Origin of the sequence: Mycobacterium sp. H4Y (assembly GCF_000364405.1) — a bacterium.
In the GTDB taxonomy this organism is placed as follows: domain Bacteria; phylum Actinomycetota; class Actinomycetes; order Mycobacteriales; family Mycobacteriaceae; genus Mycobacterium; species Mycobacterium intracellulare.
In genome coordinates, this window is sequence record NZ_AKIG01000001.1 from 174,175 (window position 1) to 197,057 (window position 22,883).

Annotated in this window: 24 protein-coding genes, 1 pseudogene and 1 riboswitch; of the genes and pseudogenes, 12 read left to right on the forward strand and 13 right to left on the reverse strand. The window is 68.9% G+C overall.

The window, feature by feature from the left end; genetic code table 11:
- Positions 1-5: 5 nt before the first annotated feature.
- On the forward strand, positions 6-1,151 hold the full coding sequence (locus W7U_RS00885; RefSeq protein ID WP_008253828.1) for a thiolase family protein: 1,146 nt from the start codon (positions 6-8) through the stop codon (positions 1,149-1,151).
- A 59-nt stretch (positions 1,152-1,210) separates the two neighbouring features.
- On the opposite strand, the gene W7U_RS00890 is transcribed toward W7U_RS00885, so the two are convergent.
- Both W7U_RS00890 and W7U_RS00895 read right to left on the reverse strand, forming a co-directional pair.
- The gene (locus tag W7U_RS00890) at positions 1,211-2,860 is read right to left on the reverse strand and encodes a DNA repair helicase XPB (protein WP_036428504.1); all 1,650 of its coding nucleotides are present in this window, start codon (positions 2,858-2,860) and stop codon (positions 1,211-1,213) included.
- Between the two features lie 54 nt (positions 2,861-2,914).
- A complete protein-coding gene (locus W7U_RS00895; protein WP_008253833.1) occupies positions 2,915-5,173 on the reverse strand; it encodes a helicase-associated domain-containing protein in 2,259 nt (752 codons plus the stop codon).
- Between the two features lie 109 nt (positions 5,174-5,282).
- Between W7U_RS00895 and W7U_RS00900 the strand changes: the two genes are divergently transcribed.
- From W7U_RS00900 to W7U_RS00915, 4 genes are read left to right on the forward strand one after another with little or no spacing between them, the layout of a single operon-like run.
- Positions 5,283-5,483: a hypothetical protein gene (locus W7U_RS00900; protein WP_008253834.1), complete on the forward strand. Its 201-nt coding sequence runs from the start codon at positions 5,283-5,285 to the stop codon at positions 5,481-5,483.
- Positions 5,484-5,491: 8 nt separating this feature from the next.
- Positions 5,492-6,022 (forward strand): cyclic pyranopterin monophosphate synthase MoaC, encoded by a 531-nt coding sequence (moaC, locus tag W7U_RS00905; RefSeq protein ID WP_026071397.1) that lies wholly within the window; start codon positions 5,492-5,494, stop codon positions 6,020-6,022.
- Positions 6,019-6,501, forward strand: coding sequence for a MogA/MoaB family molybdenum cofactor biosynthesis protein (locus tag W7U_RS00910; protein WP_008253838.1), 483 nt, complete (start codon positions 6,019-6,021; stop codon positions 6,499-6,501). The genes moaC and W7U_RS00910 overlap by 4 nt, the downstream gene beginning before the upstream one ends.
- Complete coding sequence (locus W7U_RS00915; protein WP_008253842.1) at positions 6,498-6,923, forward strand: molybdenum cofactor biosynthesis protein MoaE; 426 nt, start codon at positions 6,498-6,500, stop codon at positions 6,921-6,923. The genes W7U_RS00910 and W7U_RS00915 overlap by 4 nt, the downstream gene beginning before the upstream one ends.
- A 100-nt stretch (positions 6,924-7,023) precedes the next feature.
- Here W7U_RS00915 and W7U_RS00920 read toward each other — a convergent pair whose 3' ends face one another.
- From W7U_RS00920 to W7U_RS00935, 4 genes are all read right to left on the reverse strand, one after another.
- A complete protein-coding gene (locus W7U_RS00920; protein ID WP_008253844.1) occupies positions 7,024-7,836 on the reverse strand; it encodes a transglycosylase family protein in 813 nt (270 codons plus the stop codon).
- A gap of 13 nt (positions 7,837-7,849) precedes the next feature.
- Positions 7,850-8,058, reverse strand: a riboswitch (cyclic di-AMP (ydaO/yuaA leader).
- A gap of 207 nt (positions 8,059-8,265) precedes the next feature.
- Positions 8,266-8,544: a MoaD/ThiS family protein gene (locus W7U_RS00925; protein ID WP_008253846.1), complete on the reverse strand. Its 279-nt coding sequence runs from the start codon at positions 8,542-8,544 to the stop codon at positions 8,266-8,268.
- A 4-nt stretch (positions 8,545-8,548) separates the two neighbouring features.
- Entirely contained in the window at positions 8,549-9,643 is a 1,095-nt protein-coding gene (moaA, locus tag W7U_RS00930) for a GTP 3',8-cyclase MoaA (RefSeq protein ID WP_008253848.1), read from the reverse strand.
- A complete protein-coding gene (locus W7U_RS00935; protein WP_008253850.1) occupies positions 9,640-10,047 on the reverse strand; it encodes a YccF domain-containing protein in 408 nt (135 codons plus the stop codon). The genes moaA and W7U_RS00935 overlap by 4 nt, the downstream gene beginning before the upstream one ends.
- 165 nt (positions 10,048-10,212) lie before the next feature.
- On the opposite strand from W7U_RS00935, the gene W7U_RS00940 reads away from it, so the two are divergent.
- From W7U_RS00940 to W7U_RS00950, 3 genes are all read left to right on the forward strand, one after another.
- On the forward strand, positions 10,213-10,620 hold the full coding sequence (locus W7U_RS00940; protein WP_008253852.1) for a cold-shock protein: 408 nt from the start codon (positions 10,213-10,215) through the stop codon (positions 10,618-10,620).
- Positions 10,621-10,717: 97 nt separating this feature from the next.
- Complete coding sequence (locus W7U_RS00945) at positions 10,718-12,670, forward strand: acyl-CoA dehydrogenase family protein (protein ID WP_008253854.1); 1,953 nt, start codon at positions 10,718-10,720, stop codon at positions 12,668-12,670.
- A 15-nt stretch (positions 12,671-12,685) separates the two neighbouring features.
- Positions 12,686-13,690 (forward strand): glutathione S-transferase C-terminal domain-containing protein, encoded by a 1,005-nt coding sequence (locus W7U_RS00950; RefSeq protein ID WP_036429138.1) that lies wholly within the window; start codon positions 12,686-12,688, stop codon positions 13,688-13,690.
- 79 nt (positions 13,691-13,769) lie between these two features.
- Here W7U_RS00950 and W7U_RS00955 read toward each other — a convergent pair whose 3' ends face one another.
- The 3 genes from W7U_RS00955 to W7U_RS00965 all read right to left on the reverse strand — a co-directional run bounded on the left by W7U_RS00955 (position 13,770) and on the right by W7U_RS00965 (position 17,116).
- The gene (locus W7U_RS00955) at positions 13,770-14,705 is read right to left on the reverse strand and encodes a hypothetical protein (RefSeq protein ID WP_014379234.1); all 936 of its coding nucleotides are present in this window, start codon (positions 14,703-14,705) and stop codon (positions 13,770-13,772) included.
- Between the two features lie 264 nt (positions 14,706-14,969).
- Complete coding sequence (locus W7U_RS00960) at positions 14,970-15,470, reverse strand: DUF2771 domain-containing protein (protein WP_008253860.1); 501 nt, start codon at positions 15,468-15,470, stop codon at positions 14,970-14,972.
- On the reverse strand, positions 15,467-17,116 hold the full coding sequence (locus tag W7U_RS00965) for an MFS transporter (protein ID WP_036428514.1): 1,650 nt from the start codon (positions 17,114-17,116) through the stop codon (positions 15,467-15,469). Before W7U_RS00965 ends, W7U_RS00960 begins: the two co-directional genes overlap by 4 nt.
- 130 nt (positions 17,117-17,246) lie before the next feature.
- Between W7U_RS00965 and W7U_RS00970 the strand changes: the two are divergent.
- A pseudogene (locus W7U_RS00970) lies at positions 17,247-18,011 on the forward strand (DUF3027 domain-containing protein); the annotation flags it as partial.
- 203 nt (positions 18,012-18,214) lie between these two features.
- Here the strand turns inward: W7U_RS00970 and W7U_RS00975 are convergent.
- Positions 18,215-18,670 carry an SRPBCC family protein gene (locus W7U_RS00975; protein ID WP_008253866.1) on the reverse strand — a complete coding sequence of 152 codons (456 nt, stop codon included), beginning with the start codon at positions 18,668-18,670 and terminating at the stop codon, positions 18,215-18,217.
- A gap of 23 nt (positions 18,671-18,693) precedes the next feature.
- On the reverse strand, positions 18,694-18,969 hold the full coding sequence (locus W7U_RS00980; protein ID WP_008253869.1) for a DUF2530 domain-containing protein: 276 nt from the start codon (positions 18,967-18,969) through the stop codon (positions 18,694-18,696).
- 150 nt (positions 18,970-19,119) lie between these two features.
- Here W7U_RS00980 and W7U_RS00985 point away from each other — a divergent pair, with 150 nt between their 5' ends.
- From W7U_RS00985 to W7U_RS00995, 3 genes are read left to right on the forward strand one after another with little or no spacing between them, the layout of a single operon-like run.
- Complete coding sequence (locus tag W7U_RS00985; protein WP_008253872.1) at positions 19,120-19,551, forward strand: MarR family transcriptional regulator; 432 nt, start codon at positions 19,120-19,122, stop codon at positions 19,549-19,551.
- On the forward strand, positions 19,548-20,393 hold the full coding sequence (locus W7U_RS00990) for an RNA methyltransferase (RefSeq protein ID WP_008253875.1): 846 nt from the start codon (positions 19,548-19,550) through the stop codon (positions 20,391-20,393). The genes W7U_RS00985 and W7U_RS00990 overlap by 4 nt, the downstream gene beginning before the upstream one ends.
- A gap of 10 nt (positions 20,394-20,403) precedes the next feature.
- Positions 20,404-20,682: a DUF2537 domain-containing protein gene (locus tag W7U_RS00995; RefSeq protein WP_008253878.1), complete on the forward strand. Its 279-nt coding sequence runs from the start codon at positions 20,404-20,406 to the stop codon at positions 20,680-20,682.
- Between the two features lie 51 nt (positions 20,683-20,733).
- On the opposite strand, the gene sepH is transcribed toward W7U_RS00995, so the two are convergent.
- Together sepH and serC are read right to left on the reverse strand one after the other, a co-directional pair.
- Positions 20,734-21,504 (reverse strand): septation protein SepH, encoded by a 771-nt coding sequence (gene sepH, locus W7U_RS01000; RefSeq protein WP_008253881.1) that lies wholly within the window; start codon positions 21,502-21,504, stop codon positions 20,734-20,736.
- 135 nt (positions 21,505-21,639) lie between these two features.
- On the reverse strand, positions 21,640-22,770 hold the full coding sequence (gene serC, locus W7U_RS01005; RefSeq protein ID WP_008253883.1) for a phosphoserine transaminase: 1,131 nt from the start codon (positions 22,768-22,770) through the stop codon (positions 21,640-21,642).
- Positions 22,771-22,883 lie beyond the last annotated feature (113 nt).

The window sequence follows — 22,883 nt, forward strand, 5'->3', positions numbered from 1 at the left end:
TCGAGATGACCAACGACGTCGCGATCATCGGCGTGGGCCTGCACCCGTTCGGTAGGTTCGAAAAGACGGCGATGCAGATGGGCGCCGAGGCCGTCCAGCTCGCACTCAAAGACGCCGGAGTGGACTGGAAAGACATCCAATTCGGGTTCGGCGGCAGCTACGAGGTCTCCAACCCCGACGCCGTGACCCGCCTGGTCGGCCTGACCGGCATCACGTTCACCAACGTGTTCAACGCATGCGCCACCGCGGCCAGCGCCATCCAGCAGACCGCCGACACCATCCGGTTGGGCAAGTACGACATCGGCATTGCCATCGGCCTCGACAAGCATCCGCGCGGTGCGTTCACCGACGACCCCGCCAAGCTGGCGCTGCCCCAGTGGTACGCCAACAACGGGCAGTTCGTCACCACCAAGTTCTTCGGCATGAAGGCCAACAAGTACATCCACGACCACAACATCTCCCAGGAGACGCTGGCGCGGGTGGCCAACAAGAACTTCCGCAACGGTGCGCTGAACCCGAATGCCTTCCGGCGCAAGGAGATCTCCGTCGAGGAGATCCTCGCCTCGCCCGCGCTGAACTACCCGTTGACGCAGTACATGTTCTGCGCGCCCGATGAGGGGGCGGCCGCGGTCATCATGTGTCGCGCCGACATGGCCCAGAAATTCACCGACAAGCCGGTCTATGTGCGCGCCTGCGAGATTCGGACCCGGCGCTTCGGCGCCTACGAGGTGCACGCCACGTCGGCGCCGCTGGACGAGGACGCGTCACCGACCGTGTACGCGGCCAAGGCCGCCTACGAGGCGGCCGGCATCGGACCCGAAGACGTCGACGTCGCGCAGTTGCAGGACACCGACGCCGGCGCCGAGGTGATCCACATGGCCGAGACCGGATTGTGCGCGGACGGCGAACAGGAGAAGCTGCTGGCCGACGGCGCCACCGAGATCCACGGCTCGATTCCCGTCAACACCGACGGCGGGCTGATCGCCAACGGCGAGCCGATCGGCGCGTCGGGGCTGCGGCAGATGCACGAACTGGTGCGCCAGTTGCGCGGCGAGGCGGGGGAGCGTCAGGTCCCCGGCGATCCGCGCGTCGGCCTGGCCCAGGTGTACGGCGCGCCCGGCACCGCCTCGGCGACCATCCTGTCTCGGTAGCGCCGCCAGACACAAAAGCCCCCGAAACAACGGAGTTTCGGGGGCTTTTGCGTTCGCTCCTAGATGGCCGGACCCAGCAGGTCGTCGGCGTCGCGGATGATGTAGCCGTAACCCTGCTCGGCCAGGAAACGCTGCCGGTGCGCGGCGTATTCGGCGTCCAGGCTGTCGCGCGCCACCACGGAATAGAAGATGGCGCCGCCGCCGTCGGCCTTGGGCCGCAGCAACCGGCCCAGCCGCTGCGCCTCTTCCTGGCGCGAGCCGAAGGTTCCCGAAACCTGCACGGCCACCGCGGCTTCCGGCAAGTCGATGGAGAAGTTGGCGACCTTGGACACCACCAGCGTGTTCACCTCGCCGCGGCGGAAGCCGTCGAACAGCTCCTCGCGTTCCTTGGTCCGCGTGGAGCCCTGGATCACCGGGGCGCCCAGCTCGGCGCCCAGCTCGTCGAGCTGATCGAGGTACGCGCCGATCACCAGGGTCTGCTCACCCGGATGCCTCGCCAGAATCGATTTGACCACAGCGATTTTGGTGTGCACCGTCGAGCACAGCTTGTAACGCTCTTCGGGCTCGGCGGTGGCGTACATCATCCGCTCGTTGTCGGTCATGGTGACCCGCACCTCGACGCACTCCGCCGGCGCGATCCACCCCTGCGCCTCGATGTCCTTCCACGGCGCGTCATAGCGTTTCGGGCCGATCAGGGAGAACACGTCACCCTCGCGGCCGTCCTCGCGGACCAGCGTGGCGGTCAGCCCCAGGCGCCGCTTGGATTGCAGATCGGCGGTCATCCGAAACACCGGCGCCGGCAACAAGTGGACCTCGTCGTAGATGATCAGCCCCCAGTCGCGGCTGTCGAAGAGCTCGAGGTGGCGGTACTCGCCCTTGGTGCGGCGAGTGATCATCTGGTAGGTCGAGATGGTCACCGGCCGAATTTCCTTGCGCTCACCGGAGTATTCGCCGATCTCGTCCTCGGTGAGCGAGGTGCGGGCGATCAGCTCACGCTTCCACTGCCGCGCCGCGACGATGTTGGTGACCAAAATCAGCGTTGTCGCACCGGCTTTCGCCATCGCGGCGGCCCCCACCAACGTCTTGCCGGCGCCACAGGGAAGCACCACCACGCCGGAGCCACCCGACCAGAACGAGTCGGTGGCCATCTGCTGGTAGTCGCGCAGGTGCCAGCCGTCCTGGGCCAGGCTGATCGGATGCGCCTCGCCGTCGACGTAGCCGGCGAGATCCTCTGCGGGCCAACCGATCTTGAGTAGCATTTGCTTGACCCGGCCGCGCTCGCTGGGGTGAACGATGACCGTGTCGTCGTCGATCCGGGCGCCGAGCATCGGGGCGATCTTCTTGTTGCGCAGCACTTCCTCGAGCACCGCGCGGTCCAGGCTCACCAGCGTCAGGCCGTGCGCCGGGTTTTTCACCAGCTGTAAGCGGCCGTAGCGGGCCATGGTGTCGACGATGTCGACCAGCAGCGGCTGCGGCACCGCGTAGCGGGAGAAGGAGACCAGCGCGTCGACGACCTGTTCGGCGTCGTGCCCGGCGGCGCGGGCGTTCCACAGTGCCAGCGGTGTGATGCGGTAGGTGTGCACGTGCTCGGGTGCGCGTTCCAGCTCGGCGAACGGCGCGATCGCGGCCCGCGCCGCGCCGGCCTGTTCGTGCTCCACCTCGAGCAGCACCGTCTTGTCTGACTGCACGATCAACGGTCCGTCAGACATAGATAGCGCCACTCCTCATCGCTTCGCCCTGCATAAGCTCCGGCATGCCGTCCATTATCGGCCCGAGCCCGACACCACCGACGTGATGCGGTGGATGGCGAAGTCGCGCAGCCTGCCCGATGCCGAATCAAAGGCCACCAGCTGACCGCCCCGGACGGTGATCGGCGACACGACGCGCTGGGTGGCCACGCCGGCCGCGTCTAGATAACCGATCACCAGGGTGTCTTGTTCCCGGGCGGCGCGCTGCAACAGCGTCATGGTGGCCGCCGGATCGACGCGAACGTTGCCGAACGGTGCGGCGGTGACCTTGCGCAGCACCGCGACCACCGCGTGGAGGTTGTCGCTGTTGGGACGGCGCAGCGGGCGATACGGACGGCGTTGTTGCGGTGTGGCCACCCGGGCGCCCCGGGGCCGGACGTCGACGATGGCGCCGGTCGAGTCTTCGGCCGCCGGGGCGAAGCCCGCGGCCCGCAGCGCGGCGAGCACCTCGCCGATCGGCGCCGGCGACACCGCCACCGTGGGGGTCAGGGCGCGCAGCTGCACCTCTTCGGTCGCGGGTGCGGCCACGGCCTGGGCCAGCAGCGCCGGATCCTCGCACCGCACGAACGACGCGGCCATGCCGATCCGCAGCTGCCCGTGCCTGCGCGCGACGTCGTCGATGAGATAGGTAAGCCCTTGGGGCACTGGCGTTTTGGAGTGCTTGGTGAACAGGGCATGCATCCAGTCGCGGGTCTTGCCGACGTCGAGCGCATGACGGATCGACTGCTCGCTGACGCGGTACACCATCGCCGTGCCCGCCGATTCGACGGTGGCCACGGTGGCGAGTTGCTCCGCCAGGTCGCGCTGCAGCGGACCCGGCACGACGACCGTCAGGTCCGCCTGCACCAGGAAGTGATCGACCGGTTCGGGCAGCGCCCTGGTCATGGCGTCGATCGCGGCCTGCGGATCGTTGTCCTCGTCCAGCAGCGCCCGGCCGGGCGTGCTGATCGCCCCGCGCCCCACCAGCCCCATGGCGTGGCTTTCGGCGAGCAGATCCCCGACGGGCCCCGGCTGTAACCGCTTCGCCCAGCGCGGACGCCGCCAGATCAGCGCGGCCGATGCTTCCGCCGCGTCGACGCCGGCCCCGGACGGGAGCCCGGACAGCATGCTGAGCAACAGGCGGCGATCCAGCGGCGCGGCCGTCGAATACAGCGCATCGGTAAGGGCCCCATAGGGTTTGGCGTCGGGGCCGCGCGTGCCGATCAGCGCCGGCCGGCTGGGCAGGTCGAGCCAACTGCTGGCCAACAGGTGCCAACGCTCGGCGGCGGACAGCGCGGCGAACCGATCGGTGGCGACCGTCGGCGCCCAGTACGGTGCCTCGCCGGCGGCCGGTTCGGGGTCAGGCATGCCGCTGGCGATCAACCCGGCCGCGGCGGCGACTTCGAGGATCAAACCCAGCCGTGACTCGTCGATCCCGGTCACCTTGCTCAGCCGCTTAACGTCCCGGACTCCCAAGCCCCCGCTGCGCAACTCGGAAACCGGTGCGGCGGAAAGCGTTTCGAGCAGAACGTCGAGCTCCCGCAGCAGGTCGATGGCGGCTCCGGCGGCCGTCGCGTCGACGTCGTCGGCGGTGGTGGTCGACACCACCGGGTCCGGCGCGGTCAGTTGCATGGGGCCTGGCCGCTCGCCGCGCAGCACCTGTCCCACGTGGCGGGGCAGGATCACGGTCTCGGCGTCGATGCGCCGCAACAGGCCCATGGCCAGCAGCTGGGGCACCGGGCGGTCCGCCGCCGCGCCCGGCGCCGCGTCGCGGGTGCGGCCCATCGGGGAGCCTTCGAGAAGTTTCTCCAGCACCTCGAGCTGCGCCCGGTCGAGGTCGTCGATCAGGGCCGCGATCTGCTCGGCGTCGCGCGAGGTGTCCTCGAGCATGACCTGCCCCGGATGCCACGGCATTCCCGTCCCGGCGTCCGGGGCGACCCGCAGCGCGGTCTCGCCCCAGACCAGGACGCGTTGCCGGAGGTCGTCGACCGCGTCGAGGACGTCGCCTTCGGGGGCGCGATCACCGATCAGCGCCAGCAGCTTCGCGGTCGGCACCGGTTCCGCGTCGGCCTGCAGCACCAGCAGCGCGTCAAGCACCGCCAGCCGCAGGAAGTCGAGGTCGTCGGTGGCGGCCTTGATCGACTGGCGGGCCTGGGCTCGGGCCGCCAGTGCGGCGATGCTGCCGGGCGGGGGCTGGGCGAGGTCCGGCCGCAATTCCAGCAGCCGGATCAGGCGCTCATCGGACAACTCGGCCAGCCACGACCCCAGCGGGATATCCGGGGTGTTGTCGGTCATCGCTGACCAGCGTAAAGCAGGTCGTGGATGCCGAGCAGACCGCGAAGGGGCGGCGCGAACCTACGGTCTTGCGCCACGCGCTCCTGGGTCACCTGTCAGAATGGACCTCGTGGCTGACACTGCTGAGGGCAAAGCTCGCAAAACCAAATATGTCGACAACGGCTGGCCGACGACGGACCCCGACGACCACGCGGTCAGTGAACTCGTCACCGACCGGACGGGTGCGCTGTCGCCCTTCGGCGAGCTGACGTTCCCGCTGCCCTCCACCGAGCTGCCCTACCTGCACCCGGTCACCGTCGTCAATCGGTAGGTCTTTCCATGGCTAGGGCCTCTGAGGCCTCGAAAGCCTCGGCGACCTGGGCGTCGGGAGAATCCCGCTCGGGTGCGCTGTCACACGTGGACGACCAGGGGGCGGCGCACATGGTCGACGTCAGCGAGAAGGTAGCCACCAAGCGGACCGCCGTCGCCGCGGGCGCCCTGCGCACGTCGGCACACGTGGTGGAGCTGATCTCGACCGGGGGCCTGCCCAAAGGCGACGCGCTTGCCACCGCCCGGGTAGCGGGTATCCAAGCAGCGAAGCGCACCAGCGAGCTCATCCCGCTCTGCCATCAGCTGGCGCTGACCGGGGTCGACATCGACTTCGACGTGGCGGAGTCGGACATCGAGATCACCGCGACGGTGCGCAGCACCGATCGCACGGGGGTGGAGATGGAAGCGCTGAGCGCCGTCAGCGTCGCGGCCCTGACGCTCTACGACATGATCAAAGCGGTCGACCCGGCCGCGCGGATCGATGACATTCGAGTCCTGCGCAAGGAAGGCGGCAAAACCGGAATGTGGACGCGGTCATGAGCACCCGATCGGCCCGCGTCATCATCGCCTCGACCCGGGCGTCGGCCGGACAGTACGAAGACCGATGCGGGCCGATCATCACCGAATGGCTGACCCAGCGGGGCTTTTCGGCCGGGGAGCCGGAGGTGGTCGCCGACGGTTCGCCGGTCGGTGATGCGCTGCGCAACGCGATCGATGACGACGTCGACGTCATCCTCACCTCCGGCGGCACCGGCATCTCACCCACTGACAGCACCCCGGACCAGACCGTGGCCGTCATCGATTACCTCATCCCCGGCCTGGCAGAGGCGATCCGCCAGTCGGGCCTGCCCAAGGTGCCGACGTCGGTGTTGTCCCGCAGCGTGTGCGGGGTGGCCGGACGCACCCTGATCGTCAACCTGCCGGGTTCACCCGGTGGGGTGCGCGACGGGCTCGGGGTGCTCGCCGACGTGCTCGACCACGCGCTCGATCAACTCGCCGGTAAAGACCATCAGCGATGACGCTGGTCGTGCGCGCAGCCATGACCGAGCAGCCGATTCTTCTGGCTGAGCACGAAGAGCTGGTGGGCCATCAGTCGGCGGGGGCCATCGTCGGGTTCGTCGGCATGATCCGCGACCACGACGTGGGGCGCCGGGTGGTGCGGCTGGAGTACTCGGCGCACCCCTCGGCCGCCCAGGTCATGGCCGACGTGGTGGCCGATGTGGCGGCGCAGTCCAGCGGTGTCCGCGCCGTCGCCGCCAGCCACCGCGTCGGTGTGCTGCACATCGGAGAGGCGGCATTGGTCGCGGCCGTCGCCGCCGACCATCGCCAGGCGGCGTTCACCACCTGTGCGCGACTCGTCGACACCATCAAGGCGCGGCTACCGGTGTGGAAGCACCAGTTCTTCGCCGACGGCACCGAGGAGTGGGTGGGCTCGGCCTGATGCCGTGGCCAGCTGAGTCCGGGAGTTGGTGCGCCGTGCCCAACACGCCCCGAACAGGAGGGTTTTCGGGGCGTGCGGGGAATCTGGTGGCGCTAGAGCCTCAGGCGTTGGGCGACGGCTGCGCCAGGGCGTCCAGCGCGTCGTTCCCCTGAACATCCTGTGCCCGAATCGCTTCCCACAGCTGCTGGGTGTAGCTGGCGTCGGAGGCGACCTCCGGCATGCCGACCGGGACGAAACCGTGGAAGTCCGCGTCCGCTACGGGTACGGGCGGCATCGCGTCGGCGGGCGGGGCGGGGGGCAGATCGGCCGGGGGAGCGGCGTCCGCGGGGGGAGCGGCGTCCGCGGGGGGAGCGGGCGGCAGCTCCTCAGGGGGCGCCGGCAGGTCTGCGGGCGGAGCCTCCGGCGGTGCCGGACGGTCGAAGGAGGCCAGCTGTACTGGAGCGGGCGGCGGGGCGTCCTGCGGTGGAGCGTCGGGCGCCGGGGCGCCGTTGACGCCGGGCGCATCCAGCGGGGCGTCCAGGCCGGCCGGGGCGGGCACTTCGCGCGGGCTGGGACCCGACAGCGGGCCGCCGCAGACGGGCCACGCGCCGCGACCCTGGGTCGCCAGCACCCGCTCGGCGACGGCGATCTGCTGTTCCTTGGTCGCAAGCTCGGCCGACGGGGCGTATTGGCCGCCACCGTGCGAGGACCACGTGCTGGCGCTGAATTGCACCCCGCCGTGGTAGCCGTTGCCGGTATTGATGGCCCAGTTGCCGCCGGACTCGCAACGGGCTACCTGGTCCCATTCGCCGTCGGTGGCCGCGGCCGCCTGGCCGGCTAGGGCGATACTGCCGCCACCGAGCACTGCGCCGGTAAAGGCGATCTTGGCGACGTTGACACTGGATGCGGTGGGCTTACGGTGACGTCCGCTCATGCGCGCCGATGTATTCCTCTCTCGTCACGCGCCTGCGAGGTCAGCTGTCGGGTTCGGGTTGGAGAGGCCACCCGGCCGGCGCGGCCGTCGAGGACGACGCCGGCTTCACCCCTAGGGGCCGCGAACGGCCCCAGTCCGATCACGGTGGACCGGTGGGTCCCCCGTCTCCATCCATGAGTTGGTGGCCCCCGCCTATTGGATGGAGCTCGGCGCGATAGGGAGGGGAGGTCCGCCAATCGGGATGGCTGGCGAGCCTTCGGAGACCGTAACGGTTTCTGTTGGTCTCGTCACGTGTCGCGAAACCTGGCGTTTCGCTCTCGGTCATCTGCGAAAACCGCAGCAACACACGGTGTTTGCGCAGGTCATTACACTCGAGATTGGAGCGTGACCGCGCCGTTATCGTTCCGTTATGTGAGATGTTTCACAGTTTCAGCCGCCGGAAAATGGCGGCAAGACATCGATCGTGTCACCGGATCGCAACGCGGTGGTCTCGTCGCGCACGGCGACCCCGTCGCAAAGGTACGAGCATCGGCTCAAGACGGTGGCAAGGCGTGATCCGTGCGCGGCCAGCCGCTCGACCAACTCGCCGACCGTGGTGCCGGGGCGCACCACCAGCGTCTCGGCTTCGACGCCTGCGGCCGCCTGGGCGGCCGCGAAGTAGCGCACCGTCACTGAAATGCCGGTCTCCTGGGCGGGGGACTGCCCCATGGGGCTAGCCACCGATCGCGCTCATCGGGCGGTCGGGCTGGATGAAGTTCGGGTCGTTGATGCCGTGGCCGGCGGGCTTGCCCCACATCGCGGTACGCCACGCCGCCTCGATCGCCTCGTCGGGTGCGCCGTTGCGCAGCAGCGCCCGAAGGTCCGTCTCTTCCTTGGCGAACAGGCAGCTGCGGATCTGCCCGTCGGCCGTCAACCGGGTGCGGTCACACGTCGAGCAAAACGCGTGCGAGACCGACGCGATGACACCCACCTTGCCGGCCGGCGTGCCGGGGCCCTCGTCGACCAGCCACAGCTCGGCGGGAGCGGATCCCCGCGGCGCCGGGTCCGGGCGCAGCCGGAAATGCGGGCGCAGCGCGGCCAGCACGTCCTCGGCGCTCAACGCCGCGTCGCGCCGCCATTGGTGCCCGGCGTCGAGCGGCATCTGCTCGATGACACGCAACTGGTAACCGTGCTCGAGGCAGAACCGCAACAGGTCCACCACGTCCTCGCGTCCCGTCGCGGGGTCGAGCACGGCGTTCACCTTCACCGGCGCCAGGCCGGCCTCGTGGGCGGCGGCCAGCCCGGCCAGCACGTCGTCGAGCCGATCACGGCGGGTGATGGCCGCGAAATGCTGCCGATCCACGCTGTCCAGCGAGACGTTGACGCGATCCAGGCCCGCCCGGGCGAGCCCGGCGGCCCGCCGTGCCAGCCCGACGCCGTTTGTCGTCAGGGAGATCTCGGGGCGGGGTCGTAGCCCGGCCGCCGCGGCGATGACGTCCTCGAGGTGACGCGCCAGCAACGGCTCACCACCGGTGAACCGGACGCTGGTGACCCCCAGCCGGGTGACCGCGATGTCCATCAGTCTGGCCAGCTCGCCGGCAGTCAGCAGTTGCTCGCCCGGCAGCCAGTCCAGGCCCTCAGCGGGCATGCAGTAGGTGCAGCGCAGGTTGCAGCGATCGGTGAGCGAGATCCGCAGATCCGTGGCGACCCGCCCGTAGGTGTCCACCAGTGGGCCCGCGGACGGCGCCGTCCCGGCATCGGCACGGCCACCGGCCGGGCCGTCAGGGCGGCTCCGCACGGTCGGGAAACCCAACGCCGTCAGGGTCATGCGGCCACCGGCGGCGCGTAATGAACCGGCGAGTCGACGGGAACGATCTCCTTGCCCAGCGGCATCAGCGACACCGGAATCAGTTTGAGATTGGCCAGCGCCAGCGGAATGCCGACGATCGTCAGCGCCATCGTCACCGCACTGACCAGATGACCGATCGCGAGCCAGAGCCCGAACAGCACCACCCAGATGATGTTTCCGATCAAGGCGCCCGACCCCGAGGTCGGCTTGTCGACGATCGTGCGGCCGAACGGCCACAGCGCGTACGAGGCGATGCGCAGCGACGCGACGCCGAACGGGATGGTGATGATCAGCAGAAAGCTGACGAGCGCCGCGACGAGGTATCCGGCGGCCATCCATAGGCCGCCGAACAGAAGCCAGATGATGTTCAGGATCAGGCGCATATCACCTCCGCGGGTAATACCAAGCGTACCGAGTGACCAATAACGGGGGTGCTCGTTAGGGCCGCATCCGAGTAGGATCAGACTCTTAATACGGCGTCCTGCGCAGGCGGGACGCTTATTGTGTTGCCTATTTCTATTGATCCGTAAGACAAGCAGGTGAGACCAGTGCCGACCGGCAAGGTTAAGTGGTACGACGCTGACAAGGGCTTCGGCTTCCTGTCGCAAGAGGACGGCGAAGACGTCTACGTCCGCTCGTCGGCGCTGCCCGCTGGGGTCGAGGGGCTCAAGGCGGGCCAGCGGGTGGAATTCGGTATCGCTTCGGGACGGCGCGGACCGCAGGCGTTGAGCCTCAAGCTGATTGAGCCGCCGCCCAGCCTGACCAAGGCGCGGCGCGACGCGCCCGCCGAACACAAGCACAACCCCGACGAACTGCACGGCATGGTCGAGGACATGATCACGCTGCTGGAGAGCACCGTGCAGCCCGAGCTGCGCAAGGGTCGCTACCCGGACCGCAAGACCGCGCGCCGGGTGTCCGAGGTCGTCAAGGCCGTGGCGCGCGAGCTCGACGCCTAACGCGCGCAACGCAGCCAATTCGCAGGCGAAGGCTCGGTGGCGAGCCGCAGATGGGGTACTCCACACCCCATGACGGTCGTCTAGCAAGGAGGCTGCGATGGCACAGCAAGCGCAGGTCACCGAGGAACAGGCGAGAGCGCTCGCCGAGGAGTCTCGCGAAACAGGTTGGGATAAACCGTCCTTCGCGAAAGAACTATTTCTCGGTCGTTTTCCGCTGGAGCTGATACACCCGTTCCCCACTCCCACGGAAGCCGACGAGACCCGCACCCGCGCGTTTCTCGACAGCGTGCGCGAATTCCTGGAGACCGTCGATGGCAGCGTCATCGAACGCGACGCCCAAATTCCCGACGAGTACGTGAAGGGTTTGGCCGACCTGGGCTGCTTCGGGATGAAGATTCCCACCGAATACGGCGGCCTGGGGATGTCGCAGGTCGCCTACAACCGGGCGCTGATGATGGTGACGAGCGTTCATCCCAGTCTCGGCGCACTGTTGTCGGCCCATCAATCCATCGGGGTGCCCGAGCCGCTCAAACTCGCCGGGACCCCCGAGCAGAAAAAGAAGTTTTTGCCGCGCTGTGCCGCCGGCGCCATATCGGCGTTTTTGCTGACCGAACCCGACGTCGGCTCCGATCCCGCCCGATTGGCGTCGACGGCGACCCCCATCGACGACGGGCAGGCCTACGAACTCGACGGCGTCAAGTTGTGGACTACCAACGGCGTGGTCGCCGAACTGCTGGTGATCATGGCGCGGGTGCCGAAGAGCGAAGGGCGCCGCGGCGGCATCAGCGCCTTCGTCGTCGAGGCCGATTCGCCCGGAATCACCGTGGAGCGGCGCAACAAGTTCATGGGCCTGCGCGGCATCGAAAACGGCGTGACCCGGCTGCACCGCGTTCGGGTCCCGCGCGAAAACCTGATCGGCTCCGAGGGAGACGGTTTGAAGATCGCGTTGACCACGCTCAACGCCGGACGGTTGTCGATCCCCGCGAGCGCGACGGGCTCGTCGAAGTGGGCGTTGAAGATCGCGCGCGAATGGTCCGGCGAGCGTGTGCAGTGGGGCAAGCCGCTGGCCGAGCACGAAGCGGTGGCCCGCAAGCTCTCGTTCATCGCCGCGACCGTCTATGCGCTCGACGCCGTGCTCGAGCTGTCCGCGCAGATGGCCGACGAAGGGCGCAACGACATCCGGATCGAGGCGGCGTTGGCCAAGCTGTGGTCCAGCGAGATGGCCTGCGTGATCGCCGACGAGGTCATGCAGATCCGGGGCGGTCGGGGCTACGAGACCGCGGAGTCTCTGGCCGCACGCGGCGAACGCGCCGTGCCCGTCGAGCAGGCGTTGCGGGACCTGCGGATCAACCGCATCTTCGAGGGTTCCAGCGAGATCATGCGGTTGCTCATCGCGCGCGAGGCGGTCGACGCGCACCTTGCCGCGGCCGGCGACCTCGCCAAGCCCGACACGGGGTTGCGGCAGAAGGCCGCCGCGGCGGTCGGTGCGAGCGGATTCTATGCAAAATGGTTGCCGCAGTTGGTGTTCGGTGAAGGACAGCGGCCGCGGGCCTACCACGAGTTCGGTCCGCTGGCGGCGCACCTGCGGTTCATCGAACGCTCCAGCCGCAAGCTCGCCCGAAACACCTTCTATGGCATGGCGCGCTGGCAGGCCAAGCTGGAGCAGCGGCAGGGGTTCCTCGGGCGCGTCGTGGACATCGGTGCCGAGCTGTTCGCGATGTCCGCGGCGTGCGTGCACGCGGAGTCGCAACGCGCCGCCGATCCGGTGGTGGGGCAACAGGCCTACGAGCTGGCCGAGGCGTTCTGCGCCCAGGCGACCCTGCGGGTGGAGGCGCTGTTTCGCGGGTTGTGGGACAACACCGACGCAAGCGATGTGCAGCTGACGCGCAACCTGCTGCAGGGCCGGTACGGCTGGCTCGAGGCCGGGATCATCGATCAGTCCGAGGGCACCGGGCCGTGGATCGCCCACTGGGAAGAGGGTGAGTCGACCGAGGCCAATCTGGCCCGGCGGTTCTCATCCGGCGACCGTTCGGCAACGAGCCCGCGTTGAGCCACGATGGAACACATGGCTTCCTACATCGCCCAAGAAGGCGAGTTCAATCGCGACACCGACTACATCACCACCCGCATCACCGCCGATGGTCGTGACGGCTACCCGGTCGAGCCCGACCGGTACCGGCTCGTCGTGGCGCGCGCGTGCCCGTGGGCCAACCGCGCCATCATCGTCCGCCGGTTGTTGGGCCTCGAAGGCGTTCTCTCCATTGGCTTTTGCGGCCCCACGCATGACGAGCGCAGTTGGACGTTCGATCTCGATCCCGGTGGTGTGGACCCGGTCTTGAAGATCCCGCGGCTGCAGGACGCCTACTTCAAGCGGTTCTCCGATTACCCCAAGGGCATCACGGTTCCCGCGATCGTCGACGTGCCGACAGGGGCGGTGGTCACCAACGACTTCGCGCAGATGACGTTGGACCTGTCGACGGAGTGGTCGGCCTACCATCGCGATGGCGCGCCCGAGCTCTACCCCGAGCGGCTGCGTGCGGAGATCGACGAGGTCAACAAGCGGGTCTACACCGAAATCAACAACGGCGTGTACCGGTGCGGCTTCGCCGGCTCGCAGGAGGCCTACGAGTCCGCCTACGACCGGCTGTTCGCCGCGCTGGACTGGGTGAGCGATCGGCTGGGTCGCCAGCGCTATCTGGTGGGCGACACCATCACCGAGGCCGACGTGCGGTTGTTCACCACGTTGGCCCGCTTCGACCCGGTGTATCACGGGCATTTCAAGTGCAATCGCAGCAAATTGAGCGAGATGCCGGTGCTGTGGGCTTACGCGCGCGACCTGTTCCAGACGCCGGGTTTCGGGGACACCGTCGACTTCGTCCAGATCAAGCAGCACTACTACATCGTCCACGCCGACATCAACCCGACCCGCATCGTGCCCAAGGGTCCCGACCTGTCCGGGTGGCTATCGCCGCACGGGCGAGAGAGCTTGGGCGGCAAGCCCTTCGGGGAGGGGACGCCCCCGGGTCCGCCCGTCGAAGGCGAACGGGTACCGCCCGGCCACGGTGCGTGACCCACCCCCTACCGCCGAACGTGACCCACCCTCTACCGCCGAGCGTGGCCCACCCCCTACCGCCGAGCGTGGCCCACCCCTACCGCCGAACGTGGAGTTGTGGCGGGAAATCACGGCGTTTTGGCCCAACAAGTCCACGCTCGGCGGCTGAGACCGGGCAACCCGCCGCGACCAAAGCGCCGCGGGCGCGCTCCACGACGACGTACGGCCGGTACCGCAGCATCTCGGCGCTCACCCGGATGATTGACCAGCCCTGGGCTTCGAGTTCTGCCAGGCGATCGATGTCTCGGGCCCGCTGCGCCGGGTCGGTCCAGTGATGCGCGCCGTCGAATTCCACACCGGCCTTCCATTCCTCCCAGCCCATATCGATGCGCGCCAGCACCGCGCCCCATTCGTTGAGCACTTCGATCTGGGTTTGTGGCCGCGGCAATCCGCTGCCGGCGAGTAGTAACCGGGTCCTCGTCTCGTACGGCGATTCAGCGCCCCCGTCGACCATGGTCAGAGCAGTTCGCAACTGCACCAGGCCGCGGGCGCCACGATGGCGGTCGGCCAGCAGTTCGACGTCGGCTGGCTTCAAGTCTGTTGCATGCATGAGGGCATCGAGCCGAATCACCGCTGTGGTCAAGCCCTTTCGCCTACCAAGGTCGAACGCCGTGCGCGCCGGCGTGGTCAGGCGCATCCCGTCGCGCGTGCATATTTCGTCGTCGTCCAAGGTGTCGCTGTGCACGATGATGCCCCGTGCTTTGTCGCGGCCGGCACGGTTGAGCTCGGCCGGCAGCCAGTCGTCGATCCACTTGGTGCGGTGTAGCGCCGCCGCGGATAGCCCCGCCAGCGTTGCGGTCCTTCCAGACCACAGCCAGGCGGCGACCGCTCGGGTCACCGGCGTCAACATTTGTCCACGGCGGATGTAGACGTTGCGATGAACCATCTCGAATTCGGTTCGCAATCGGTGCCGAGTAATAACTCCAGCGGCCAGTGCGTCGGTGCCTCGAAATGGCCAGTCCGGGATTTCCATGGGGACACGGTGCCGGTCGGCACCGACACGTCTGGTCGAACGTGGGGTTGTGGCGGGAATTTGCGGCGTGTCGTCGCAACAAGTCGACGCTGGGCGCGGAGGGTGGCGAGCGTTGGGCGCGAAGGGTGGCGACGCTGGGCGCGGAGGGTGTCAAACGTGGGCGCGAAGGGTGTCGAACGTTGGGCGCGGAGGGTGTCGAACGTGGGGTTGTGGCGGGAATTCGCGGCGCGTCGTCGCAACAAGTCGACGTTCGACGGAAAAGACCTAAAAGACGAGCCGCACAGACCATTCCGCGTGCGGGACATCGCGGAGCTCGCCGGCCGGGTCCAGCGCCAAAGTCAGTAACTGCACGACGATCCCGGCGAGCCGACCGCGATGCGGGTCCACCGGCGGAATGGTCACGGCGAGTCGGGTGCCCGGCCGAAAGATGGTGCTGGTGCTGTTCGTTGGATCCTCATACACCTGCACCAGGCGCCACGGCGCCCGATAGATGGCATCGGGCACCGAGAGCTGAATCGGATACCGCTCGCTGACCTGTAGCTCGCCCTGGGCCTGCGGCGTCGCACAGTCTTCGAGGTTGAGCACGTTGCAATAGAGGTAGGGCCCCACCCGGGTCAGGTGTCCATGTGAGTACGCACTGATCTCCGGGCGTTGCGGACCGGAGCGGCCCACCAGCAGCCAGGTGCCGACCCCGACGCCCACACAAAGCAGGGCCATCAGGCAGGCCAGCAACACGGACATGCCGCGGTTGATTCGGGGTTTCACTCGGCGACCACCGCCGGGCTGCCGACACGGCGACGCGCGCCCTCCTGCTCGACCATGATGGGCCTATTACCTCCCAGGCCGGGAATCAGCGAGTTGCCGCGGAAGCTGACGAGCGTCTGCGCCAGGCCCAGGATGAGCAGCGCAGTGACCGCGGTGAAACCGACCCACAGTTCGGTGTACACCAACACACCCACGGCGCCGCCGAGGACCCAGGCCAACTGCAGCGTCGACTCCGAGCGCCCGAACCCCGATGCCCGGGATTCCTCGGGCAGATCGTTCTGCAACGAGGCGTCCAGGGACGCCTTTGCGATCGCGCTGGCCCCCGACGTCACCAGCGTGGCGATCGCGGCCAGCACCAGGTTGCCGCCCACCGAGGCCGCCAATGCGACCGCGCTCACCGCCAGCGTGCAGCGCACCACCAGCACGGCGGGCCGGCCCAGTTTCAGGCGCGCGCTGGTGAAGTTGCCGACGAAGTTGCCGATGCCGGCCGCTGCGCCGATCACCCCGAGTATGGCGACCTGCGCCCACCCGCTGGCGTCATGCGCCTTGGCGACGAATGCCGGATACAAGAACAGAAACCCCACCATGACCTTGATGGTGCAGTTACCCCACAGCGAAGTAATGATGTTGCGGCCCAACGGTTGCCGAAGTGCCCCGCTGACCTCCCTGTGCCAGCTTCGGCGCAGGGGTTCGCTGTCGTGGCGGTAGCTCAAGGTGGCGGGCACCTCCCCGGCGGTCACCTCGACCCAGCGCGGAATCCGCATGGACAGCGACGCCCCGGCGACGGTGACGGCCACGACGACGAACAATGCGCCGGGCAGCTTGAACAGGTGGGTACAGACGAATTCGACGCCCCCGGCGATGGCGCCCCCGGCGATGGTGCCGCCCAGTAGACCGAACATGGTCAGCCGCGAGTTGACCCGCACCAGGTCGATGGTCGGCGGCATCACCCTGGGCGTCACCGCGCTGCGCAGCACGCTGAACGACTTCGAGAACACCATCATGGCCAGCGCGCACGGGTACAGCACCATCGACGGGTAGCTCCCGCTGGCGCCGTCGTAGTTCAGGATCAGCACCAGCGCCAACGCCGTGCGCAGGGCGAACGACGCGGCGAGCGCGACGCGGCGGCCGTGCTGCAGCCGGTCCAGCGCCGGACCGATGAGGGGCGCGATCACCGCGAACGGCGCGATGGTGATCAGCAGATACAGCGCGACGCGGCCCTTGCTCTCCCCGGTCGCCGCGGCGAAGAACAACGTGTTGGCCAGCGCGACGGCCATCGCGGCGTCGACCGCGAAGTTGGCCACCGTGGGCCACGTCAGCGCCGTCAGGCCGGACTTGTCGGCGCCGTCGGCCGTCGCCGCGCGCTGCACCATCCAATACATCCGCGAACCCATCTCGCGGCTGCGCAGCGCCGCGGCGCGGGTGACGGTGATCCGCTCGCCCGAAGACGGCCCGCGAGGGGGCGCGCTGCTGCCACGGTCCGGCTCCGTCTGCTGGCCCAGCGGGGGCAGATAGCGGTTGGCGCTCGGCATCGGCGGCGGGCGGCGCGTTCGGCGCTGCGCACCGTCGCCGGCGGGGTAGTTGGCCGCGCCCGGATGTTGTGCGGCCACGCCATTAGGGGCCCGGCGGCCTGGCTTGGAGGCCACCCGGCCCGGATCGTGTTGCCGCCGCCCAGACACTCCCCGATTCTCCCCTATGCCGGCGACATGCGTCTGCAGGTAACGGGGCGTGGCTCGTCAACCTAGTATTGGAACCGCAATGCAGACAGAAGACAACGTGACCAGACCCACCGAAGGATCCTCCGTGGCGACCGTGGACGAGTGGCCCGAAGGGCTGGCGGCGGTGCTCACGGGCGCGGCCGACCAGGCCAGGGCGGCTGTTGCGGAGTTCAGCGGACCGGAGATGGTCGGCGACTACCTGGGCGTCGGCTACGAAGACCCCAACACCGCCACCCACCGGTTCCTGGCGCACCTACCCGGCTACCAGGGGTGGCAGTGGGCCGTGGTCGTGGCCGCCTATCCCGGCGCCGATCACGCCACCGTCAGCGAGGTGGTGCTGGTCCCGGGGCCGACGGCTTTGCTGGCGCCGGAATGGGTGCCGTGGGAACACCGGGTGCGCCCCGGGGACCTCAGTCCCGGGGATTTGTTGGCGCCCGCCGCCGACGATCCCCGCCTGGTTCCCGGCTACACCGCCAGCGGCGACCCGCAGGTCGACGAGACCGCCGCCGAGATCGGGCTGGGCCGTCGCTGGGTGATGAGCGGCGAGGGCCGCGCGGCAGCGGCCGAACGCTGGCACACCGGCGATTACGGCCCCGACTCGCCGATGGCACGATCCACCAAGCGCGTTTGCCGCGACTGCGGCTTCTTCCTGCCGCTATCGGGATCCCTCGGCGCGATGTTCGGCGTGTGCGGCAACGAGCTGTCGGCCGACGGGCACATCGTCGACAAGCAGTATGGCTGCGGTGCGCACTCGGACACCCCGGCGCCCGCGGGCACCGGGTCCCCCGCGTACGAGCCCTACGACGATGGCCTGCTGGACGTCACCCAGGCGCCGGTCGAGCCGACCGCGCCGTTCGAGCCGACGGAAGAGACGACCGAGACCACGGAGGAGGCGGCCGAGCCGACGCAGGAGACGTCGGAAGCCCAGCCGGAGTCGGTGATCCGAGCGCCGGAGGCGCAGTCCGAGACCGAGACTGCCGAATCCGAGCAGCAGTCCGCACCCGAGCCCCAGAGCGAGTCGCTGGACTAGCCCTTTTCTGCGGCGGCCTTGATGCGCGCCAGCGAGGCGTTCATGCCGTCGAGCAATTCGTGTTCGAAGTTGTCGGTGCCGCCGAAGAGCGCTTTGACCGACAGGTTCGAAAACGCGGTGACACCGTTTTCGGCGTGGCGGCTCTCGATCACCCGGGTGCCCTCGCCGGCCGGTTCGAGCTCATAGCTCCAGATTGTGTTGTTGGTGTCGACGCGGAACGCGAGTTTGCGGTCCGGGACGATCTCGACCACCGTGCAGGTGGTCGGCCAGAACATCCGGTTGCGGCGGTTGAGGTTCAGGGTGCGCGTGCCCTGACGCAGCGGGCCGAACGGCTTCATCCAGCGGCACTGCGGACTCCACTCCGGCATTCGCCGAAGGTCGGAAATCAATTCCCACACTTTGGCAACCGGTGCGTTGATGTCGACGTGCGCTTGCAATAGCGGGGCTACCATCGCTCCTCCAATGGGTCAGCGAATCATTTTTCGTCGAGGTAGTTTTCGAGTCCGGCCTGGGCGCCGCGGGCGCCGCGGCGTGCCGCCGCGAGTTGGAGCAGGAAAATGGTCGTACCGAGCAGCCCCACGCCCAGACCGGCCAGCGTCACCGGGCGCCAGCTCGTCAGGGCGGGCACCAGGAACGCCGCGGCCGCCGCGGCGACCCAACCCAGCGCCCCGAGCGCGATGAACGCCCACGCGTGCACCAGTACCGCCGGCAGCGGCGGCGGTGCGCGGTGGTGATCAGGTTCGGCGGACATCGCGAATAACATAGCCCGCCGCCGGTCCCCGCCGGGCGCTCACCTACTTGCCGAAACTAAGCGCTTCGATGAAATTCCGCGGCATTTGGCGGAACGAATCAAGAGCCGGTTGGTGTCCCGGTTTCTCAGGCTTGCGTGTAACCTCGCGCCATGCCTGACAGCGATGCGCGGCTCGCCAGCGACCTGTCACTGGCTGTCATGCGGCTGGCCCGCCAGCTGCGGTTCCGCAACCCGTCGTCGCCGGTGTCACTGTCGCAGCTGTCGGCGCTGGCGATGCTGGCCAACGAAGGTCCGATGACGCCGGGCGCCCTGGCGATTCGCGAACGGGTTCGGCCGCCGTCGATGACGCGGGTGATCGCGTCGCTGGCCGAGATGGGTTTGGTGGACCGCGTGCCGCATCCCGTCGACGGCCGGCAGGTGCTCGTCTCGGTGTCCGAATCCGGGGCCGAGTTGGTCAAGGCCAATCGTCGCGCCCGTCAGGAATGGCTGGCCAAGCGGCTGTCGACGCTGGACACCGAGCAGCGCGACATCCTGCGCAGCGCCGCCGATTTGATGTTGGCGCTGGTCGACGAAAGCCCGTGAGCGCCGATGCCGGCAACGTCCAGGACGTCGAGGATCCCGATGACCCGAGGCTCGACGACTTCCGGGACCTGAACAGTGTCGATCGCCGTCCCGACCTGCCGTCGGGCAAGGGGCTGGTGATCGCCGAAGGCGTGCTGGTGGTTCAGCGCATGCTCGCGTCCCGGTTCCACCCGCATGCCCTGCTCGGCACCGACCGCCGGCTCACCGAGCTCAAAGACGACCTCGCCGGCAGCGCCGTCCCCTTCTACCGGACGTCCGCCGACGTCATGGCGCGCGTGGTCGGCTTCCACCTCAATCGCGGCGTGCTGGCGGCCGCCCGGCGGGTGGGGGAGCCCAGCGTGGCCGAGGTGATCGCCGGCGCCCGCACCGTCGCCGTGCTCGAAGGGGTCAACGATCACGAGAACCTGGGCTCGATTTTCCGCAACGCGGCCGGGCTCGGCGTCGACGCCGTGGTATTCGGCAGTGGGTGCGCCGACCCGTTGTACCGCCGCGCCGTCCGGGTGTCGATGGGACACGCGCTGCTGGTGCCGTATGCGCGCGCAACCTGTTGGCCGGCCGAGCTGATGACGTTGAAGGAGAACGGGTTTCGGCTGCTGGCTATGACCCCGCACGAGTCGGCGTGCCCGCTGGCCGAGGCGATCACGGCCGCGCGGGGCGAACGCGTCGCGGTGCTGGTGGGCGCCGAGGGACCCGGGCTGACGCCGGCCACCTTGCGGTGCAGCGATGTGCGGGTGCGCGTTCCGATGTCGCGCGGAACCGACTCGCTCAACGTCGCGACCGCGGCTGCACTGGCGTTCTACGAGCGCTCGGTGACGAGAGGCGGCGATGAACGGTCAGGCTAGGCTTCGGCTGATGAAGGACGAGTCCGTGCCCTGGGCAACGGGTTTGACGGTGGCCGCGTTCGTCGCGGCGGTCACCGCCGCGGCGATCGTCGTGCTCACTCTGGGCTTGGTTCGCGTGCACCTGCTGCTGGCCGTCGGGCTCAACATCGTGGCCGCGGGGGGACTGGCGCCGACCCTGTGGGGGTGGCGGCGCACCCCGGTCCTGCGCTGGTTCGTGCTCGGCGCCGGAGTCGGCGTGACGGGAGCGTGGGTCGCGCTTCTCGCCCTGGCGGCCGCGGGCCGCGCCTAGTGGTGATCGCGAGCGCGGCGCAGCCGGGCGAAGCGGGCCGCGCCTAGCGGGCTAGCGCTGCCCTCCCGAGCGCACGCCGAGCAGCACGTCCTCCCACGCCGGGATGACCGGCTTGCCCCGGCGCGTGTGCACGGGTTTTTCTTCCGGCTCCGGGGCCGGCTCCTGCGCGACGGGCATCTTCGCGGGCTCTTCGAAGTCGACGTGGGCCACCCGCGCCACCGGCCGCAGCGGACGCTCGAAGGTCGGGTCGATCAACGCGCTGGCCGCGTCGTCGATGGCGGTGACGGTCCCGCCGTGGGCGCCGGGCGTGAAGCAGAAATGCGCGAGGTTGTCCGAACGGCCGACCTTCCACGCGAGCTGGACCGTCCACCGGTTGTCTTCGTTGCGCCAGGCGTCCCAGCTGAGTTTGTCGTGATCGAGGCCCCGCGTCACCAAGGCGGTGCTGACGGTCTCCAGCAGGGTCAGCACGGCGGGACCGTCGGCCAGCATGGGATGGGCGGCGGTTGCCAGCTCCGCGGCCCGGAACCGTTCCAACAGCACCGGGTGGGCAAAGCGGCGGATCCGCGACACGTCCGACCCCGACGCCGCGGCGACCTGCTCGACGGACGCGCCGGCGCGGATCTTGGCCTGAATTTCTTTGGGGCTGAGCATGTTGGTGACTTCGATCTCGAGCTGCGGCTGCTCGGGGTGCTGGGCCGCATCGCGCAGAACGGCCCGCAGGCGGTCGTCGGCCGCCAGCTTGAACTGCTCCGCGGGATCATCGCTCTCGCAGATGACATATTTGCTGTCGGCATCGAGCCCAACCACTTTGAGTTCCCGCATGGCTATCTCCTCGCAGGCTCCGTGCAGATCAGCGACGGACCCGTCACGGCGCACTTTAGTCCAGCAACCGCCCATCATCTGTGCTGACACGCTGGGCGGCGGCGCGCCGATTACCGGCTGTTCAAGGGCGCGCGACTAGAGCCGCTCGACGACCCAGTCGACGCACTCGGTGAGGGCGCTGACGTCGTCGGGATCCACGGCCGGGAACATCCCGACCCGCAGCTGGTTGCGGCCGAGCTTGCGGTAGGGCTCGGTGTCGACGATGCCGTTTGCCCGCAGGACCTTCGCCACGGCCGCGGCGTCGACGTCGTCGGCGAAGTCGATGGTGCCCACCACCTGCGAGCGCAGCTTCGGGTCGCTGACGAACGGGGTGGTGTAGGGCCGCTCCTGTGCCCACGAGTACAGCCGTCCCGAGGAGTCCGCCGTGCGCTTGACGGCCCAGTCCAGCCCGCCGTTGCCCAGCATCCAGTCGACCTGCTCGGCCATCAGCGCCAGGGTGCCGACCGCGGGGGTGTTGTAGGTCTGGTCCTTCAGGCTGTTCTCCACCGCGATGGGCAGCGACAGGAAGTCGGGCACCCAGCGGCCCGAAGCGGCGACGGACTCGACGCGGGCCAGCGCGGCGGGGCTCATGACGGCCAGCCACAGCCCGCCGTCGCTGGCGAAGTTCTTCTGCGGCGAAAAGTAGTAGGCGTCGGTCTCGGCGATGTCGACGGGCAGGCCGCCGGCCCCGGACGTCGCGTCGATGACGACCAGCGCGTCACCGGAGTCGGTGGGTCGGCGCACGGGCACCGCGACCCCGGTCGAGGTCTCGTTGTGGGCCCACGCGATCACGTCCACCGACGGATCGCTCTGGGGTTCGGGGGCGCTGCCCGAATCCGACTTGATGACGACGGGGTCGCCGACGAAGGGGTTCTTGGCCACCGCGGAGGCGAACTTCGAGCTGAATTCCCCATAGGACAAGTGCAGCGAGCGCTTGTCGATCAGGCCGAACGCCGCGGCGTCCCAGAACGCCGTCGCCCCCCCGTTGCCCAGAATGACCTCGTAGCCGTCCGGCACCGAGAACAGCTGAGCGAGCCCCCACCGCAGTCGGCCCACCAGATTCTTGACCGGCGCCTGCCGGTGCGAGGTCCCGAACAGCGGCGCCGCCGTCGTGGTCAGCGCCTGCAGTTGCTCGGGCCGGACCTTGGACGGGCCGCACCCGAAGCGGCCGTCGCGGGGCTTGATGGCGTCGGGAATTTGAAGGGAATCTGCGAGCTGGTCAGCCATGCTCATCAGGGTAGTGAGCCACCCTGGCGGGCCGTTGCGGCGGGCCGACCGTCGGACCGGGCCGTCAACGCAAAACGCCTGCTCGGGGGGCCTCCGACGTTTCCTCCGTTGTG

Coding starts and splice junctions, on each gene's coding strand:
- W7U_RS00885 (WP_008253828.1), top strand. CDS start 6: ATGACCAACGACGTCGCGATCATCGGCGTGGGCCTGCACCCGTTCGGT.
- W7U_RS00890 (WP_036428504.1), bottom strand. CDS start 2,860: ATGTCTGACGGACCGTTGATCGTGCAGTCAGACAAGACGGTGCTGCTC.
- W7U_RS00895 (WP_008253833.1), bottom strand. CDS start 5,173: ATGACCGACAACACCCCGGATATCCCGCTGGGGTCGTGGCTGGCCGAG.
- moaC (WP_026071397.1), top strand. CDS start 5,492: ATGGCTAGGGCCTCTGAGGCCTCGAAAGCCTCGGCGACCTGGGCGTCG.
- W7U_RS00910 (WP_008253838.1), top strand. CDS start 6,019: ATGAGCACCCGATCGGCCCGCGTCATCATCGCCTCGACCCGGGCGTCG.
- W7U_RS00915 (WP_008253842.1), top strand. CDS start 6,498: ATGACGCTGGTCGTGCGCGCAGCCATGACCGAGCAGCCGATTCTTCTG.
- W7U_RS00920 (WP_008253844.1), bottom strand. CDS start 7,836: ATGAGCGGACGTCACCGTAAGCCCACCGCATCCAGTGTCAACGTCGCC.
- W7U_RS00925 (WP_008253846.1), bottom strand. CDS start 8,544: ATGGGGCAGTCCCCCGCCCAGGAGACCGGCATTTCAGTGACGGTGCGC.
- moaA (WP_008253848.1), bottom strand. CDS start 9,643: ATGACCCTGACGGCGTTGGGTTTCCCGACCGTGCGGAGCCGCCCTGAC.
- W7U_RS00935 (WP_008253850.1), bottom strand. CDS start 10,047: ATGCGCCTGATCCTGAACATCATCTGGCTTCTGTTCGGCGGCCTATGG.
- W7U_RS00945 (WP_008253854.1), top strand. CDS start 10,718: ATGGCACAGCAAGCGCAGGTCACCGAGGAACAGGCGAGAGCGCTCGCC.
- W7U_RS00950 (WP_036429138.1), top strand. CDS start 12,686: ATGGCTTCCTACATCGCCCAAGAAGGCGAGTTCAATCGCGACACCGAC.
- W7U_RS00955 (WP_014379234.1), bottom strand. CDS start 14,705: ATGGAAATCCCGGACTGGCCATTTCGAGGCACCGACGCACTGGCCGCT.
- W7U_RS00975 (WP_008253866.1), bottom strand. CDS start 18,670: ATGGTAGCCCCGCTATTGCAAGCGCACGTCGACATCAACGCACCGGTT.
- W7U_RS00980 (WP_008253869.1), bottom strand. CDS start 18,969: ATGTCCGCCGAACCTGATCACCACCGCGCACCGCCGCCGCTGCCGGCG.
- W7U_RS00985 (WP_008253872.1), top strand. CDS start 19,120: ATGCCTGACAGCGATGCGCGGCTCGCCAGCGACCTGTCACTGGCTGTC.
- W7U_RS00995 (WP_008253878.1), top strand. CDS start 20,404: ATGAAGGACGAGTCCGTGCCCTGGGCAACGGGTTTGACGGTGGCCGCG.
- sepH (WP_008253881.1), bottom strand. CDS start 21,504: ATGCGGGAACTCAAAGTGGTTGGGCTCGATGCCGACAGCAAATATGTC.
- serC (WP_008253883.1), bottom strand. CDS start 22,770: ATGGCTGACCAGCTCGCAGATTCCCTTCAAATTCCCGACGCCATCAAG.